The organism is Lacinutrix salivirga (genome assembly GCF_053604675.1).
Genome location: NZ_JBSHNP010000135.1, coordinates 186,125 through 201,360, shown reverse-complemented (window position 1 = coordinate 201,360; position 15,236 = coordinate 186,125). Strand labels below are relative to the sequence as shown.

The following is a 15,236-nucleotide window of genomic DNA, read 5'->3' as shown; positions in this document are numbered from 1 at the left end:
ATAGAATATTACGATAAAACTTATAGCTTATCTGCTTCTTTTTTAACTGCATTTGCAGCATCTTTAACGCCTTCTTTAGTTGCGTTAGCAGCTTTCTTTGCACCTTCTTCTACTTTGTTAGCAGCATCTTTAGCTCCTTCTTTAGTAGCTTTAGCTCCATCTTTAATAGCTTCTCCAGTTGCATCAATTGCATCACCTGTAGCTTCAGCAGCATTCTCTAAAGCATCACCTGTAGCTTCTGCAGCATTTTCTAAAGCGTTACCTGTTGCATCAACAGCATTTCCAACAGCATCACCTGTAGCTTCTGCAGCATCTTCTAAAGCCTCTCCAGCCTCGTTCATTGCATCACCAGTAGCTTCTACAGCATTTTCAGTCTTTTCTTTTGCATCTCTACAAGAAGTGAATGTTGCGCTTAATGCAAGTAATAAAGCAGCGCTTAATAATAATTTTTTCATTAGTTAAAGTTTTAGTGTTAAAATATTGGGCCAATTTACTAACTTATAAATAAATTATGCCAAAAAAATTAACATTTTTGCTAATATAGACAAAAGGTTAATTTCTTTGCTTATCTACGAATATAGTGCATGATTTGGATTACGGCTCCTCGATTATTTTTTATAAACTCACTATTTGCCTTGCCAGTTCTAGTTCTAAATTCAGCATTAATTAATAATTTATCTAAAACTTGGGTCAATTGATTAGTGTTTGATATGGAGAACATACCTCCATTAGAAATCATTCTTTCTGCTTCAGGAAATTTGTTATAGTTTTTTCCAATAATTATTGGAATACCAAAAACTGCAGGTTCTAGGGTATTATGCAATCCAGTTTTTCCCATCGCTCCTCCAACATAAGCAATATCTGCATAGCTATATACTTTACTTAAAAGGCCAATGGTATTTAGTATTACTACTTGAAAATCTTTAAGAGTGGTATTGTTTATTTCAGAATATAAAATTGTTTTTTTATTCAGGCTTTTTTTAAGACTATTAATTTGATTCTCATTGATGTTATGAGGAGCAATTATAAATTTGGTGTTCGAGGAATCTTGAGTGTTTATATAATTTACAATATGTTTTTCGTCTTCTTGCCAAGAACTTCCAATTACAGTTAGTAATTTATTGTCTTTAAATTGTTCTACAAAATCTAATGTATTATCTGTGTTTAATTGATTACTAACACGATCAAATCGAGTATCGCCAGAAACTGTTGTAGCATTATAGTTTATAGAGCTTAATAGCTTTTTTGAGGCTTTATCTTGAGTGAAAATGTGTTCGAAAGTAAAGAGTGCCTTTTTAAATAAACTTCCATACCACTTAAAATAGATTTGGTTTTCTCGGAATAATGCTGAAATCAAAATCGCACGATATCCTTTACGTTTTAAAGCTTTTAAATAATTTGGCCAAATGTCATATTTAACAAAAACTGTTAATTCAGGATTTACAAGGTTTATAAATCGCGAGGCATTTTTTTTAGAGTCTAAAGGCAAGTAGATTACACAATCTGCAATTGGAGAATGTTTTCGAATTTCGTAACCAGAAGGAGAAAAAAATGACAATACAATTTTATGTTCCGGAAAATCTGTTCTTAATGCTTCAAAAACAGGTAAACCTTGCTCATATTCACCCAAAGAAGCGCAATGAAACCATAAGGTTTTATCTTTAGGTTGTAGGCATTCATTTAAAATCTTAAACGTTTTTGCTCTGCCACTATTTCCTTGCTTAATTTTATTATTAAATAAGCCAATAGCTTTTAAAACTATAGCAGAAATACTAATTAATATGTTATATATAAAATTCAAATAGGTTCAACTTTAATGCTAAAATACGCTTCTTTAATAAAAATTCATTGGTTAGAATAATGAATTTCGTAAATTCGTAAGAATTAAAATTTTTACGTGTGAAAAAGATACAGATGGTTGATCTTAAAGGTCAGTACGAAGGGATTAAGAATAAAGTTAATCCAGATATTCAAGAAATTATAGACAATACAAGTTTTATAAATGGACCAAAAGTTCATGAATTTCAAAAAAACCTTGAAGATTATCTTAATGTAAAACACGTAATTCCATGTGCTAATGGAACAGATGCTTTACAGATTGCAATGATGGGTTTAGGATTAAAACCTGGTGATGAGGTTATTACAGCCGATTTTACTTTTGCAGCAACTGTTGAGGTTATTGCATTGTTAAATCTTACTCCAGTTTTAGTGGATGTCGATGCAGAAACTTTTAATATAGATATAGAGGCAATAAAAAAAGCAATTACTCCTAAAACCAAGGCCATTGTGCCAGTACATTTGTTTGGTCAATGTGCAGATATGGATGCTATTATGGCAATTGCTAAAGCGCATAATTTATATGTTATAGAGGATAATGCACAAGCAATAGGAGCAAATTACACGTCTTCTAATGGCAAAAAACATAAGGCAGGAACAATAGGCCATGTAGCATCAACATCCTTTTTTCCATCTAAAAACTTAGGATGTTATGGCGATGGAGGTGCAATTTTTACAAACGATGATGCTTTAGCTCATACCATAAGAGGTATAGTAAATCATGGCATGTATGAGCGTTACCATCATGATGTAGTTGGTGTAAACTCTAGATTGGATTCTATACAGGCAGCAGTTTTAGATGCTAAATTGCCAAAACTAGATGGCTATAATAAAGCAAGGCAAGATGCTGCCAGAAAATACAATAAAGCCTTTAGTAACCATCCCAATATTATAACACCTAAAACTGTGATGCCTTGCGAAGGTATTTGCGATACTTGCGATTGCCACGTGTTTCATCAATACACATTAAAAATAAAAGACACTAACAGAGATGCGTTAGTGAAGCATTTAAACAGCAAAGGTATTCCTTGTGGTGTTTATTATCCAATTCCGTTACATAAGCAAAAAGCGTATGCAGATTCTAGGTATAATGAAGCAGATTTCCCAGTAACAAACCAGTTAATTAAAGAAGTAATTTCCTTACCAATGCATACAGAGTTAGATGATGAGCAAATAGATTTCATTACTAAAACAGTGATTGATTTTATAAATTCCAAAAATTAACCATTGTAAAATCTGAAAAAAATTGTTACTAGAATTCCACATCTGTTAACGATATGGAGTATTTATTAACAGATTCTGATTAATAAATTGATTAACAAGGTTTTAACCACTTAAATTTGGAGTTGCATAGTTACTTTTGTTTCTTTGTAGTAATGAAATTAGATACTATGAAACTGATAAGAGTAAAAAGACAAACAAAATTAGAAAACAGATTTGCACCAAAAATGGGCAAATTGAAAGCAAAAGTAACTTATGTAAATAAGCAATTTTTAGGCATTACATTTGCAACATTACACAAGTATAGAGAAACCTATTATGGAGAGGTGAAAGATTGTAAAGATTGCCAATTAGCTAGATAGCACAACACTGTAAACACCATAAAAAAATATAAAAGCTTCGAAAATTTATTCGGAGCTTTTTTGTTTTTTATAACTTCTGAAATTGGAAACAATTAAACAACCCATTCCAAACATTACAGACATATCTGCGACATTAAAAATACCTGTTCTAAAAACACCTCCAAGATCTATATGAAACATATCGGTTACAGAGCCATAAACAATTCTGTCGTAAATATTAGCTAATCCTCCTCCTATAATACAGCAAAATCCAACAAGTGTTAATTTATCTAATCCTTTGTCTCTAAAAATATGAAGTAATACTAAGCCTAAAACAGCAATAGGTAACACTAATAATAACACAATTCTAAGAGCAGGACCTAAATCGCTTCCCAAACCTAAAAAAGCACCAGAATTTTCAACATTATGAAGCGTTAAATAGTCACCAATAATTTCGGTAGTACTACCAAAAGCCACATGAACTCTGGTAAAGTATTTTGTAACTTGATCTAAAGCAATATTAATTGCAATGAGCAAAACAATAAAAACAGTTCTATTCATATTAAGCTTTAGGTTCTATTATTGCAGATGCAGTTTCAGCTTCTCTATTAATTTTTTTAACTAAACCTTGTAGCACTTTTCCTGGACCAACTTCGGTAAATAATGTTGCTCCATCTGTAATCATTTGTTGTACAGACTGCGTCCAACGTACAGGAGCCGTTAATTGAGAAATTAAATTTGCTTTTATGTCTGCTTCGCTAATAACAGCATTTGCAGTTACGTTTTGGTATATCGCACAATTAGGTTTGCTAAACGTTGTATTTTCTATAGCAGCAGCAAGTTCTTCTCTAGCAGGTTCCATTAATGGCGAATGGAATGCTCCACCAACAGGAAGAACTAAAGCTCTACGAGCACCTTCTTCTTTTAAAGCCTCACAGGCTCTATTAACAGCATCTATTTCTCCAGAAATCACTAATTGACCAGGACAATTGTAGTTTGCTGCTACAACCACACCTTCTGTTAGTCCGCAAATTTTTTCAACAATATCATCGTCTAAACCTAAAACCGCAGCCATTGTACTTGGTTGTAACTCGCACGCTTTTTGCATCGCTAAAGCGCGTTGAGAGACTAAACGTAAACCATCCTCAAAAGTTAATGCACCATTGGCAACTAATGCAGAAAATTCTCCTAAAGAATGACCTGCAACCATATCTGGTTTAAAATTATCACCTAAAGTTTTAGCGAGTATAACAGAGTGTAAAAATATTGCTGGTTGCGTTACTTTAGTTTCTTTTAAAGCGTCTGCAGTACCTTCAAACATAATATCTGTAATATGGAACCCTAAGATTTCGTTAGCGTCCTCAAATAAATGTTGTGCAACGTCTGAGTTTTCGTATAAGTCTAAACCCATTCCTGAGAATTGAGCACCTTGACCTGGAAATATATATGCTTTCATTTGTCTTATTTTGAAATGCAAAAATAGGGATAAATTCTGTAAAGTAGAAAGACCAATTTGTTGAAAGAATTAAGAGTAAGGAGTTGACTAATTTCAATTTGAAATGCTTATCAAAAAAGTAAGATTTTCCGATTTTTCACTAAGTTATAATGTCCTTTAAATCAAGTCTAGATTTTAACAGCGAAGCGATCTTTGCTCTTGGTTCTGTTCTTTACAACCCAACACCAGCAGCTTCAGCGCAACGTTCGCCATCCATTGCAGCGCTAACAATTCCTCCAGCATAGCCACCTCCTTCACCACAAGGGAATAAATTAGTGATTTCAGGATGCTGTAATTTTTCGTTTCTGGGAATACTAACAGGAGATGAGGTTCTGGATTCTACACCAATAATATTTGCTTCTGCAGTATAATAGCCTTTCATTTTTTGTCCAAAGGCTTCAAACCCTTTTCGGAGTCTGCTTCCTATAAGTTTTGGTAATAATGAGTGCATTGGAGCACTATTTAATCCTGGTTGATAAGAAGTTGGATTAAGATCTTGCGACAGTTTACCTTCAACAAAATCGGTTAATCGTTGTGCTGGTGCAGTTTGCGTTCGTCCTCCAGAAGTAAAGGCTAAACGCTCTAAATCTTTTTGAAATTCTAAGCCTTTTAACTCACCAAAGGCTTCGTATTTGCGTAAATCTTTTTCAGCATTAATTTCCACAACAATACCAGAATTCGCAAAGCTATTATTTCGTCTAGAAGGTGACATACCATTAACAACAACCTCTCCATTTGCAGTGGCTGCTGGTACAATAAATCCTCCAGGACACATGCAAAACGAGTACACTCCTCTATCATTGACTTGGTGAACTAAACTATATGACGCAGCAGGCAATAACTCGTGTCGCTCTCCAGAACAATGGTATTGAATACCGTCTATGATATGCTGTGGATGTTCTACGCGAACTCCCATTGCAAAGGATTTTGCTTCTAAAGCAATGTTTTTATCGTTTAGTAAATAAAAAATATCTCTTGCAGAATGTCCTGTTGCTAATATTATACGTTGCGTTGCAAACTCTTTCTCATTATTAATGAGTAAAGATTGAATAGTATTGTCTTTAATATTAAAATCGGTTACTCTAGAATTAAAATGAATTTCTCCACCAAAATTTAAGATGGTTTCTCTAATATTCTGAACCACTTTTGGCAATTTATTAGTACCAATATGAGGATGCGCATCTACTAAAATTTGGTCTGTTGCACCATGAAACACGAGATTCTCGAATATACGTCGTACATCGCCTCGTTTTAAACTGCGCGTGTATAATTTACCATCGCTGTAGGTTCCTGCTCCACCTTCTCCAAAACAATAATTAGAGTCTTCATTAACATGATGGTCTTGGTTTATGGCTTTTAAATCTCTACGTCTGTCTTGTACATTTTTTCCACGTTCTAAAACAATGGGTTTAAAACCTAATTCTATACAACGCAAAGCTGCATACATTCCTGCAGGACCGAAACCAATAATATGAATAGGTTTTGCTTTAGAAACATCTTTATGATCAAACGTATAAGCAGAGTTTTCTGGTACAGGTTCGTTAATATAAACAGCTACTTTGTAGTTAAATATAATTTTGGGTTTACGTGCATCGATAGATTTACGCAGTATTTTGATTCCAGAAATTGTACTACGAGAAATATTTAGCCATTCCGCAGATTTTTTTAATAAAATATCTGGAATCTCCTCTTCCTTAAGAGTAACACGCAGTTGGATGTCTTTAATCATAGTGCAAAACTACGTAAAATACTATAAAGGAATTGTGTAATTTTATTTCCTTTCATAAGTCACAAACGAAAACGCGTATTTATGATTTTCGTCTTGTGAGTGTACTTTACTGGCTACCTCTTTCCAAAGAGATTGGTCAATTTCTGGGAAAAAAGTATCGGCATCAAAAGTTGCATGTACACGTGTGAGCTCAATTATTTCGGCATAAGGCATAGACTGTTTGTAGATTTCTCCTCCACCAATTATAAAAGGTTGGTCGTCGGTTTTTGCAATAATTAATGCGTCTTCAATAGAGTTTACAACCTGAACACCTTCAGGTACTTTATAATTTGTTTGTCTAGAAATAACAATATGTGTTCTGTTAGGCAATGGTTTCGGGAAGCTTTCAAAAGTTTTACGTCCCATAATTATATGGTGACCAGAAGTAAGTGTTTTAAAACGTTTTAAATCGTCTCGCAAATGCCAAATAAGATCATTGTTTTTTCCTATTTCATTATTTTCGCCAGCAGCTACAATTAGCGTTAGGTTTTTAATTGTTTTAATTTGCTTTGCTTTAAAAACATCGCTTTCTGCAATGTGTTTGTCTTCTTTAACTAATTGGGTTTTTAATTTTTCTATACGTACCTTTTGTTTGGAAACTAGCTTATCTAATTGAGCTTTTTCCCATTGTGATCCCATAAATTTATTAGTCACAAACACATTAAAAGTGTGGTATAAAATAAAGAATAGCCAGATTGCAATTGGATACACAAACCAATCGATATCGAAAGGTCTAAAGTGTTTACCAATTCCAAGAACAATATTTGCAATAATTAATAAAATGGCAAAAATTAAAAAAACTATAATATGTGTGTATAGGCGTTTTTTTTGCTTAATTCTGCGTTGCGCATTTTGTATAAGTTCTAATTGCTCCTGATCTATTTGTGGTTTACTTTTCTTTTTTCCAAACATGATGTGTAATTTATAAGAGTAATTTAGCTATTATTTATTAAAAAAATAGCATCATTTCTAAACTGTATTTTGTAACCACTGGTTTTCCGTTTGAATCGTAACCAGGTTTTAAAAATTTAGGTAAGCGTTTGGCAACTCTAATAGCCTCAATAGCAATTGCTTTATGGTTTGCTTTAGCGTTAACATTTGTAACTTTCCCTTTTTTATTAATATCAAAAGTTACTAAAAATTTAGTAGATTTTGCTTGTGGTAGAGCAGTTGCTGCAATATCGATATCAAAGCTTGATTTTATAAAATTTTTAATCCTGTCTTTTGTGCAAATTTTTAAACTTTCGGTGTCTAATTTTGCGCTACATTTTTTATGTAAAGGAAAGGTGTTGTTAGAATGGATTTTATCTTCAATATTTAATGTTATTGGTAGCCCAAAGGTGACCCTTACGGCTTTGCCACGTTGAAATCCAGGTTTTTTAAATTTAGGGATAGTAGCTACTACTCGTTTTGCTTCTTTCTCTAAAGCAGGATGCGCAGCTCTCGATTTTATATCGGTCACAGAGCCTTCTTTATCAATAGTAAAAAACACATGAATACGTTGAAGTCCTGCAGGTAAACCTAGCGAATTAGATAGTTTAATATTGAAGTTTTTAGACACATGTTTATTAATGGCATCACTCATGCACTTTTTACGTGCTTGATTGTCTAATTTTTCATTACAGCCTTTATAAATGGGTACATTTTCAATTACTGCAAAAGGAACTATAGCATCTTCACTTTCCTCAGGTTCTGGAATATGGTGAGTTGCTATTATAGTTTCGTCGTCGTTAGGACTTAGTGGTATTTCTTGACCTTGAATTATTAAAACGTGACATAGAAATGCTAGGAGTAGGATTTTTTTCATAAAAATAATAAAGAATTAAACAGCAACTGCACCTTTAATGTGTGGATGCGGATTATAGTTTTCTAACGTGAAATCTTCAAACTTAAAATCGAAAATATCTTTAACCTCAGGATTTAGTTTCATTGTAGGCAGTGGTCTGCACTCTCTTGTTAACTGAAGCTCTAATTGCTCAATATGATTGTTGTAAATATGAGCATCTCCAAAAGTATGAATAAAATCTCCTGGTTGGTAGCCACAAACCTGAGCCATCATCATAGTAAATAAAGCATAGCTAGCAATATTAAAAGGAACGCCTAAAAATATATCTGCACTACGTTGGTAAAGTTGGCAAGATAGTTTACCATCTGCTACATAAAACTGAAAAAAGGCATGACAAGGAGGTAAAGCGGCTTTGCCATTGGCTACATTTTCGCTAAACGATTTTGAAGTGTCTGGTAATACCGAAGGATTCCAGGCAGAAACCAACATACGACGACTATTAGGATTGTTTTTTAACGTTTGGATGGTTTCTTTAATTTGGTCAATTTCATCATCATTCCAATTGCGCCATTGATGACCATAAACTGGACCTAAATCTCCGTTTTCATCTGCCCAACTGTTCCATATTTTTACACCATTTTCGGTAAGGTAATTAATATTTGTATCGCCTTTTAAAAACCAAAGGAGTTCGTAAATTATGGATTTAAGATGTAGTTTTTTTGTGGTTACCATTGGGAAACCTTCATTTAAATCAAAACGCATTTGGTGTCCAAACACACTTTTAGTGCCTGTTCCTGTGCGATCTCCTTTTTGGTTTCCGTTGTCTAAAACGTGTTTTACTAGGTCGTGATATTGTTTCATCCCATCTTCCGTCTTCCCAAAGGGAAGAAACTTTCTTAAAATTAATAATTAATTATGCTTGAACGAATTTAAGCAAATTGAAATATATCTACTTGAAATTTTTAATAACAGATATTAAAAGTTATTAACGTAATGGTCTTGAAGAAAAAATACTTATGGCAATTATTAGCTATCAGTATTTTTAATATAGGATTTCGTTTTTTTGTGAAATGAGATTCTTGCATGCGCAATAATTGGTTACCCAATTATCATTCCTGCAATAGTCGCAGAAATTAAAGAGGCAATTGTACCACCAATTAAAGCTTTCATTCCAAATTTAGAGAGTTGCTTACGTTGTCCTGGAGCTAAAGATCCAATACCTCCAATTTGGATACCAATAGAAGCAAAATTTGCAAATCCACATAACATATAAGTTGCCATGATAATAGATTTTTCGAATTTTAAATGTGTTGAGTTGGCTACGTTTTTAAGTTCTGCCAATTGGATGTACCCAATAAATTCGCTTGCTGCTAATTTAACACCTAGTAATTGTCCCATAAGTGCCATGTCTTCTTTTGCAACTCCAATTAGCCACATTAATGGCGCAAATATATAGCCTAAAATAAACTCTAAAGATAAGCCATTGTAAGGCGTATTTGCAGCAATTATTTCGTTTAAAGAGGTGAAATGCCAATCTATATTTAGAGCTTGTATTGTAAAACCATCAAAACCAGCAATACCACCTAAAATACCATTAATCATTGCTATAAATGCAACAAATACTAATAACATTGCGCCAACATTAACTGCTAAACGTAAACCCTCTGTTGTTCCGTTTGCAATAGCTTCAAGGATATTTGAACCTATTTTTTCTTGCGATACTTTTACGTCTGTATTAACGTCTTCGGTTTGAGGAAATAATATTTTAGAAACAACAATAGCTCCAGGTGCTGCCATTACAGATGCTGCTAATAAATGTTTAGCGTAAAACAGCTGTAACGCTTTGTCTTCTCCTCCTAAAAATCCAATGTATGCTGCCAATACAGCTCCTGCAACAGTTGCCATGCCACCAATCATTACTAAAAGGATTTCAGATTTATTCATTTTTTCTAAATACGCTTTAATCAATAAAGGCGCTTCAGTTTGACCTAAAAAGATGTTTCCTGCAACGCTTAAGCTTTCGGCTCCAGAAATCCCTAAGACTTTAGTAAGTAATAAACCCATAAGTTTTACTACCTTTTGAATTATGCCTAAGTAAAATAATACTGAGGTTAACGCAGAGAAAAATATAATTGTTGGGAGGACTTGAAAAGCAAAAATAAACCCAAACGAATTGACATTTAACATACCACCAAATAAAAACTCACTTCCTGCTTGTGTATAGCTTAATATTTCGATAAAGCCTTTTCCAACAAACTCAAAAGCTGTTTTTACAAAACCTACTTTTAGTACTCCTATTGCAATTACAAGTTGTAATGCTAAACCCAATCCAACGGTTTTCCACTTAATACCTTTACGATTGCTACTAAATAAAAAGGCTACAAAAATAAGAGTAATCATACCTAAAGCACCTCGCCACAAACTTCCAAATGAGAAACCTTGACTAGGAATAATTTTACTTGTAGAGTTTGAAGCTACAGGTAAAGCTAATGCTTCGCTTTTATTTTCTTTGGACTGAAAATAGAATAGTTTATCCTTTTCTTTAAAAACTAAAGTCGAATCTGTGAGTTCTTTTATTTTAAAACGACGTATAGTGTCCTTAGGTGTGTTATAATAAAAAAGCAATAAGTTATTTTGAATGATATAATCTCCTTTTGCAGTCAGACTATTTTCATTTGAAAAAGTAGAAGTAAACTCTCCATTATTTAAATTTAGAGTTTTAAAACTAGTATTAGATTGTGTTGAAGACCATTCTTTGTCAATTGCCTGAGCAAGTAATGAGGTAATTCCAAAAAAAATAGCTGCAAGAGCTAAAACAATCTTTTTCATGTGGTACTGTTTAGTTAGCGTTTAGAAATTTCATCTCTAATTTTTGCTGCTTTTTCATAATCTTCGTTAGCGACAGCTTCGTCTAGTAAATTGTGGAGTTCCTCCATAGATTTAGATTTATAATCATCTATGGTGGTAATTTCTACTTCTTCATTTATAATATCTTCGACTAAAATAGGGTCGTTTTCATCGTGTTCATCTTCTTTTTTAGGGTCAACTTTTAGGTAAATTCCTGCTTTGTCTAAGATATTTTTATAAGTAAATATTGGTGCTTGGAAACGTAGTGCTAAAGCTATAGCATCACTGGTTCTAGCATCTATAATTTCTTCAATTTTATCGCGTTCGCAGATAAGGCTAGAGTAGAAGACGCCATCCACTAATTTATGAATAATGACTTGTTTGACTACAATATCAAATCTATCGGCAAAATTTTTAAAAAGATCGTGTGTTAATGGTCTTGGAGGTCTAATTTCTTTCTCTAAAGCAATGGCTATAGATTGTGCTTCGAAAGCTCCAATTACAATTGGTAGTTTACGGTCGCCATCTACTTCGTTTAAAATGAGCGCATAAGCACCATTTTGTGTTTGGCTATAAGAAATTCCTTTAATATTTAGTTGCACTAAACTCATAAATGATAAAACACAAAGAACTGTTTAAATTAGGACTTTACCAAACTGCATCTTGCAGATTTTGGGTTTTGTCTTTACAGCATAACACTCTTTAATGTTGTGGTAACGTGTAAAACCTAATTTAAACAGTCCTTATTATTATGAAATAAATTTATAAAAAATAATTTACTGTTGTGCTTTAAAAGCTTTTAATTTTTCAATAAGAGCAGGAACAACCTCAAAAGCATCACCAACAACACCATAATCTGCAGCTTTAAAGAAAGGTGCTTCTGGATCTGTATTGATAACTACTTTTACTTTAGAGGCATTAATACCTGCTAAATGTTGTATTGCACCAGAGATACCAATAGCAATATATAAGTTAGAAGCTACTGGCTTACCAGTTTGTCCTACGTGTTCGCTATGAGGTCTCCAGCCTAAATCACTCACTGGTTTAGAACATGCAGTTGCAGCGCCAAGCACTTCTGCTAACTCTTCTACCATTCCCCAATTTTCTGGACCTTTTAAACCACGACCAGCAGAGACTACTATTTCTGCGTCTGCAATTGTTACTTTATCTGTTGCTTTATCTACAGATTCTACTGTAACTCCAGAGCTAGGTAACGAAGGAGAAAAACTTTCCGCGGAAGCGTTACCACTAGCTTCTACTAATCCAAACGAGTTATTAGAGACTCCAACTATTTTGACTTCTGTATCTATAGTTGTTAGGTTAAAGGCTTTATTTGTAAATGCTGTGCGTTTAACTGTAAAAGGAGACGTGGCTGTTGGAGCTTCTACGACATTTGAGGCATAACCAGCTTCTAAATTTACCGCTAAAACTGGTGCTAAATATTTACTATCTGCACTTTGGCTAAGTATAACTACTTTTGCGCCTTCTTTTTCGGCAGCTTGTTTAATTGCTGCAGCATACATTTTTGCATTAAATTTATTTAAACTAGCGTCTGAGATGTTTAACACTTTATCCACACCATAGTTGCTTAAAGTGCTTGCATCGTCAACATTTACTGAAACTGCAGTAACACTAGTTCCCATTTGGTTGGCTACTGCTTTAGCGTAAGATGCTACTTCGTAAGCCGTTTTTTTAAATTTTCCGTTTTCTGATTCTGTATATACTAAAACTGACATAAAATTTTAAAATTTTAATTCCAAAACTAAATTCCAAAAGTTAACTATTGAGATTTAAGTTTTTAGATTTGATTATTTTTTAAGAAAAGCTTCCGTAATTATTCCCTTTTTTTGGAAGGGTTAGGGAAGGCTTTTATATTACCTTAGCTTCGTTGTGAAGTAAGTTTACTAATTCATCTAAATTATCTGCCTCTACAAGAGTTACTGCGCCTTTAGGAGCAGGTTTTTCAAATTTAACAGATGTAGTTTCTGTTGTTGTAGCACTAGCTTCAACGACATTAAGTGGTTTTTTACGAGCCATCATAATTCCTCTCATATTAGGAATACGCAAATCACTTTCTTCCACTAATCCTTTTTGTCCAGCGATAACTAAAGGCAAACTTGTGCTAACAGTTTCTTTTCCACCATCAATTTCTCTAGTTGCTTTAGCATTTGTGCCATCTACTTCTAAATTAATACAATTGGTTACAAAATTTGCATCTATCATTTCTGCTAACATACCAGGAACCATACCTCCATTGTAATCAATAGATTCTCTGCCAGCGATTACCAAGTCGTAACCACCTTCTTTAACCACTTTAGATAATTCTTTAGCCACTTGGTAACCATCTTTAGCTTCTGCGTTTACTCTAATCGCAGAATCTGCTCCAATAGCTAATGCTTTACGTAACGTTGGTTCTGTTTCTGGTCCACCTACATTTACAACATCTACACTTGCTCCTTGTTTTTCTTTAAACCACATGGCACGTGTTAAACCAAACTCGTCGTTTGGGTTAATTACAAATTGTACACCATTAGTGTCAAATTTTGTGTCATTTTCTGTGAAATTAATCTTTGAAGTCGTATCAGGAACATGACTAATACATACTAATATTTTCATATTTAAATAGTTTATTTTGAATATAATATTTACTTGAGTACGAAGATAATTATAATAATTTGAATTTTACTATGCGTGCATAATAAAATTTATATAAAATTGAGTATTTCTTTATAAACTTATGAGATTCTTAAAATTTTTCTGTTTTACTGAATAATATTCAATTAAAAATTAATTATTAAGGGTTTTATAATTGAGTTTCAGTTAAAAAAAGTGAAAGCAGTAATAAATTATTACTTCTTAAGCTTTAGTTCTTACCTTCAACTACATTTTTATGATATTTTATAACCAATAATTATTACTTTTGCTATTCGATTAAAAAACTAACACATGAAGACAATTCAATTTAGAGAAGCTATTTGTGAAGCTATGAGCGAAGAAATGCGCAGAGATGAAAGCATTTATTTAATGGGTGAAGAAGTGGCAGAATATAATGGAGCGTATAAAGCTTCTAAAGGCATGTTAGACGAGTTTGGAGCAAAACGCGTTATAGATACACCAATTGCAGAGCTTGGTTTTGCAGGTATTGCTATTGGCTCTACAATGACTGGTAATAGACCAATTGTTGAGTATATGACTTTTAACTTTTCTTTAGTTGGGATTGACCAAATTATAAATAATGCGGCAAAAATTAGACAAATGTCTGGAGGACAATTTAAGTGTCCAATAGTATTTAGAGGTCCAACTGCCTCTGCAGGACAATTAGCTGCCACGCACTCACAAGCCTTTGAAAGTTGGTTTGCAAACACGCCTGGTTTAAAGGTAGTTGTACCTTCTAACCCTTACGATGCAAAAGGTTTATTAAAATCTGCAATACGTGATGACGATCCAGTAATTTTTATGGAAAGTGAGCAAATGTATGGTGATAAAGGAGAAGTGCCAGAAGGAGAATACACAATCCCTTTAGGAGTTGCAGAAATAAAAAGAGAAGGAACAGATGTTACTATTGTTTCTTTTGGAAAAATTATAAAAGAAGCTTACAAAGCTGCAGAAGAGTTAGAAAAAGAAGGCATCTCTTGTGAGATTATAGATTTACGTACAGTACGTCCTATGGATCGTGATGCGATTGTAAAATCGGTTAAAAAAACTAACCGATTGGTAGTTTTAGAAGAGGCTTGGCCTTTTGGAAATGTCGCTACAGAAATCACTTATTTAGTACAATCTGAAGCCTTTGATTACTTAGATGCTCCTATTGTTAAAATTAATACTGCAGATACTCCTGCACCTTACTCACCAGTTTTATTAGCCGAGTGGTTACCAGATTATAACGAGGTAATTAAAGCGGTTAAAAAAGTGATGTACAAATAAAAACACAATATTTACGTT

At 33.4% G+C, this 15,236-nt stretch carries 15 protein-coding genes; 3 read left to right on the top strand and 12 right to left on the bottom strand.

Annotated features, from left to right (window positions below; translation table 11 throughout):
* Positions 1 to 20 precede the first annotated feature (20 nt).
* Both ACVC5O_RS12545 and ACVC5O_RS12540 read right to left on the bottom strand, forming a co-directional pair.
* Positions 21 to 455 (bottom strand): hypothetical protein, encoded by a 435-nt coding sequence (locus tag ACVC5O_RS12545; protein WP_452221830.1) that lies wholly within the window; start codon positions 453 to 455, stop codon positions 21 to 23.
* A gap of 110 nt (positions 456 to 565) precedes the next feature.
* Entirely contained in the window at positions 566 to 1,801 is a 1,236-nt protein-coding gene (locus tag ACVC5O_RS12540; RefSeq protein ID WP_452221829.1) for a 3-deoxy-D-manno-octulosonic acid transferase, read from the bottom strand.
* Between the two features lie 98 nt (positions 1,802 to 1,899).
* Between ACVC5O_RS12540 and ACVC5O_RS12535 the strand changes: the two genes are divergently transcribed.
* The gene (locus tag ACVC5O_RS12535; RefSeq protein ID WP_452221828.1) at positions 1,900 to 3,060 is read left to right on the top strand and encodes a DegT/DnrJ/EryC1/StrS family aminotransferase; all 1,161 of its coding nucleotides are present in this window, start codon (positions 1,900 to 1,902) and stop codon (positions 3,058 to 3,060) included.
* A gap of 167 nt (positions 3,061 to 3,227) precedes the next feature.
* The gene (locus ACVC5O_RS12530; protein WP_452221827.1) at positions 3,228 to 3,419 is read left to right on the top strand and encodes a hypothetical protein; all 192 of its coding nucleotides are present in this window, start codon (positions 3,228 to 3,230) and stop codon (positions 3,417 to 3,419) included.
* Positions 3,420 to 3,464: 45 nt separating this feature from the next.
* On the opposite strand, the gene lspA is transcribed toward ACVC5O_RS12530, so the two are convergent.
* From lspA to ACVC5O_RS12480, 10 genes are all read right to left on the bottom strand, one after another.
* Positions 3,465 to 3,959 carry a signal peptidase II gene (lspA, locus tag ACVC5O_RS12525; protein WP_452221826.1) on the bottom strand — a complete coding sequence of 165 codons (495 nt, stop codon included), beginning with the start codon at positions 3,957 to 3,959 and terminating at the stop codon, positions 3,465 to 3,467.
* Between the two features lies 1 nt (position 3,960).
* Positions 3,961 to 4,854: an ACP S-malonyltransferase gene (fabD, locus tag ACVC5O_RS12520; RefSeq protein ID WP_452221825.1), complete on the bottom strand. Its 894-nt coding sequence runs from the start codon at positions 4,852 to 4,854 to the stop codon at positions 3,961 to 3,963.
* A gap of 211 nt (positions 4,855 to 5,065) precedes the next feature.
* Positions 5,066 to 6,622 carry an NAD(P)/FAD-dependent oxidoreductase gene (locus tag ACVC5O_RS12515; protein WP_452221824.1) on the bottom strand — a complete coding sequence of 519 codons (1,557 nt, stop codon included), beginning with the start codon at positions 6,620 to 6,622 and terminating at the stop codon, positions 5,066 to 5,068.
* A 42-nt stretch (positions 6,623 to 6,664) separates the two neighbouring features.
* The gene (locus ACVC5O_RS12510; protein WP_452221823.1) at positions 6,665 to 7,573 is read right to left on the bottom strand and encodes a dihydrofolate reductase; all 909 of its coding nucleotides are present in this window, start codon (positions 7,571 to 7,573) and stop codon (positions 6,665 to 6,667) included.
* A gap of 37 nt (positions 7,574 to 7,610) precedes the next feature.
* Positions 7,611 to 8,468 carry an energy transducer TonB gene (locus tag ACVC5O_RS12505; protein WP_452221822.1) on the bottom strand — a complete coding sequence of 286 codons (858 nt, stop codon included), beginning with the start codon at positions 8,466 to 8,468 and terminating at the stop codon, positions 7,611 to 7,613.
* Positions 8,469 to 8,483: 15 nt separating this feature from the next.
* Positions 8,484 to 9,308 carry a thymidylate synthase gene (locus ACVC5O_RS12500; protein ID WP_452221821.1) on the bottom strand — a complete coding sequence of 275 codons (825 nt, stop codon included), beginning with the start codon at positions 9,306 to 9,308 and terminating at the stop codon, positions 8,484 to 8,486.
* 237 nt (positions 9,309 to 9,545) lie between these two features.
* A complete protein-coding gene (locus tag ACVC5O_RS12495; protein WP_452221820.1) occupies positions 9,546 to 11,276 on the bottom strand; it encodes a NupC/NupG family nucleoside CNT transporter in 1,731 nt (576 codons plus the stop codon).
* Positions 11,277 to 11,290: 14 nt separating this feature from the next.
* Complete coding sequence (locus ACVC5O_RS12490; protein ID WP_452221819.1) at positions 11,291 to 11,905, bottom strand: bifunctional nuclease domain-containing protein; 615 nt, start codon at positions 11,903 to 11,905, stop codon at positions 11,291 to 11,293.
* Between the two features lie 165 nt (positions 11,906 to 12,070).
* Positions 12,071 to 13,030, bottom strand: a complete 960-nt coding sequence (locus ACVC5O_RS12485; protein WP_452221818.1) for an electron transfer flavoprotein subunit alpha/FixB family protein — start codon at positions 13,028 to 13,030, stop codon at positions 12,071 to 12,073.
* A gap of 133 nt (positions 13,031 to 13,163) precedes the next feature.
* Positions 13,164 to 13,910 (bottom strand): electron transfer flavoprotein subunit beta/FixA family protein, encoded by a 747-nt coding sequence (locus tag ACVC5O_RS12480; RefSeq protein ID WP_452221817.1) that lies wholly within the window; start codon positions 13,908 to 13,910, stop codon positions 13,164 to 13,166.
* A gap of 330 nt (positions 13,911 to 14,240) precedes the next feature.
* On the opposite strand from ACVC5O_RS12480, the gene ACVC5O_RS12475 reads away from it, so the two are divergent.
* Complete coding sequence (locus ACVC5O_RS12475) at positions 14,241 to 15,218, top strand: pyruvate dehydrogenase complex E1 component subunit beta (protein WP_452221816.1); 978 nt, start codon at positions 14,241 to 14,243, stop codon at positions 15,216 to 15,218.
* The last annotated feature ends 18 nt before the right edge of the window (positions 15,219 to 15,236 follow it).

What these genes read in the sequence shown, in the direction of transcription:
- ACVC5O_RS12485 (WP_452221818.1), bottom strand. Translation starts at nt 13,030, where the DNA reads ATGTCAGTTTTAGTATATACAGAATCAGAAAACGGAAAATTTAAAAAA.
- ACVC5O_RS12515 (WP_452221824.1), bottom strand. Translation starts at nt 6,622, where the DNA reads ATGATTAAAGACATCCAACTGCGTGTTACTCTTAAGGAAGAGGAGATT.
- ACVC5O_RS12530 (WP_452221827.1), top strand. Translation starts at nt 3,228, where the DNA reads ATGAAACTGATAAGAGTAAAAAGACAAACAAAATTAGAAAACAGATTT.
- ACVC5O_RS12545 (WP_452221830.1), bottom strand. Translation starts at nt 455, where the DNA reads ATGAAAAAATTATTATTAAGCGCTGCTTTATTACTTGCATTAAGCGCA.
- ACVC5O_RS12475 (WP_452221816.1), top strand. Translation starts at nt 14,241, where the DNA reads ATGAAGACAATTCAATTTAGAGAAGCTATTTGTGAAGCTATGAGCGAA.
- fabD (WP_452221825.1), bottom strand. Translation starts at nt 4,854, where the DNA reads ATGAAAGCATATATATTTCCAGGTCAAGGTGCTCAATTCTCAGGAATG.
- ACVC5O_RS12495 (WP_452221820.1), bottom strand. Translation starts at nt 11,276, where the DNA reads ATGAAAAAGATTGTTTTAGCTCTTGCAGCTATTTTTTTTGGAATTACC.
- ACVC5O_RS12505 (WP_452221822.1), bottom strand. Translation starts at nt 8,468, where the DNA reads ATGAAAAAAATCCTACTCCTAGCATTTCTATGTCACGTTTTAATAATT.
- lspA (WP_452221826.1), bottom strand. Translation starts at nt 3,959, where the DNA reads ATGAATAGAACTGTTTTTATTGTTTTGCTCATTGCAATTAATATTGCT.
- ACVC5O_RS12480 (WP_452221817.1), bottom strand. Translation starts at nt 13,910, where the DNA reads ATGAAAATATTAGTATGTATTAGTCATGTTCCTGATACGACTTCAAAG.
- ACVC5O_RS12490 (WP_452221819.1), bottom strand. Translation starts at nt 11,905, where the DNA reads ATGAGTTTAGTGCAACTAAATATTAAAGGAATTTCTTATAGCCAAACA.
- ACVC5O_RS12510 (WP_452221823.1), bottom strand. Translation starts at nt 7,573, where the DNA reads ATGTTTGGAAAAAAGAAAAGTAAACCACAAATAGATCAGGAGCAATTA.
- ACVC5O_RS12500 (WP_452221821.1), bottom strand. Translation starts at nt 9,308, where the DNA reads ATGAAACAATATCACGACCTAGTAAAACACGTTTTAGACAACGGAAAC.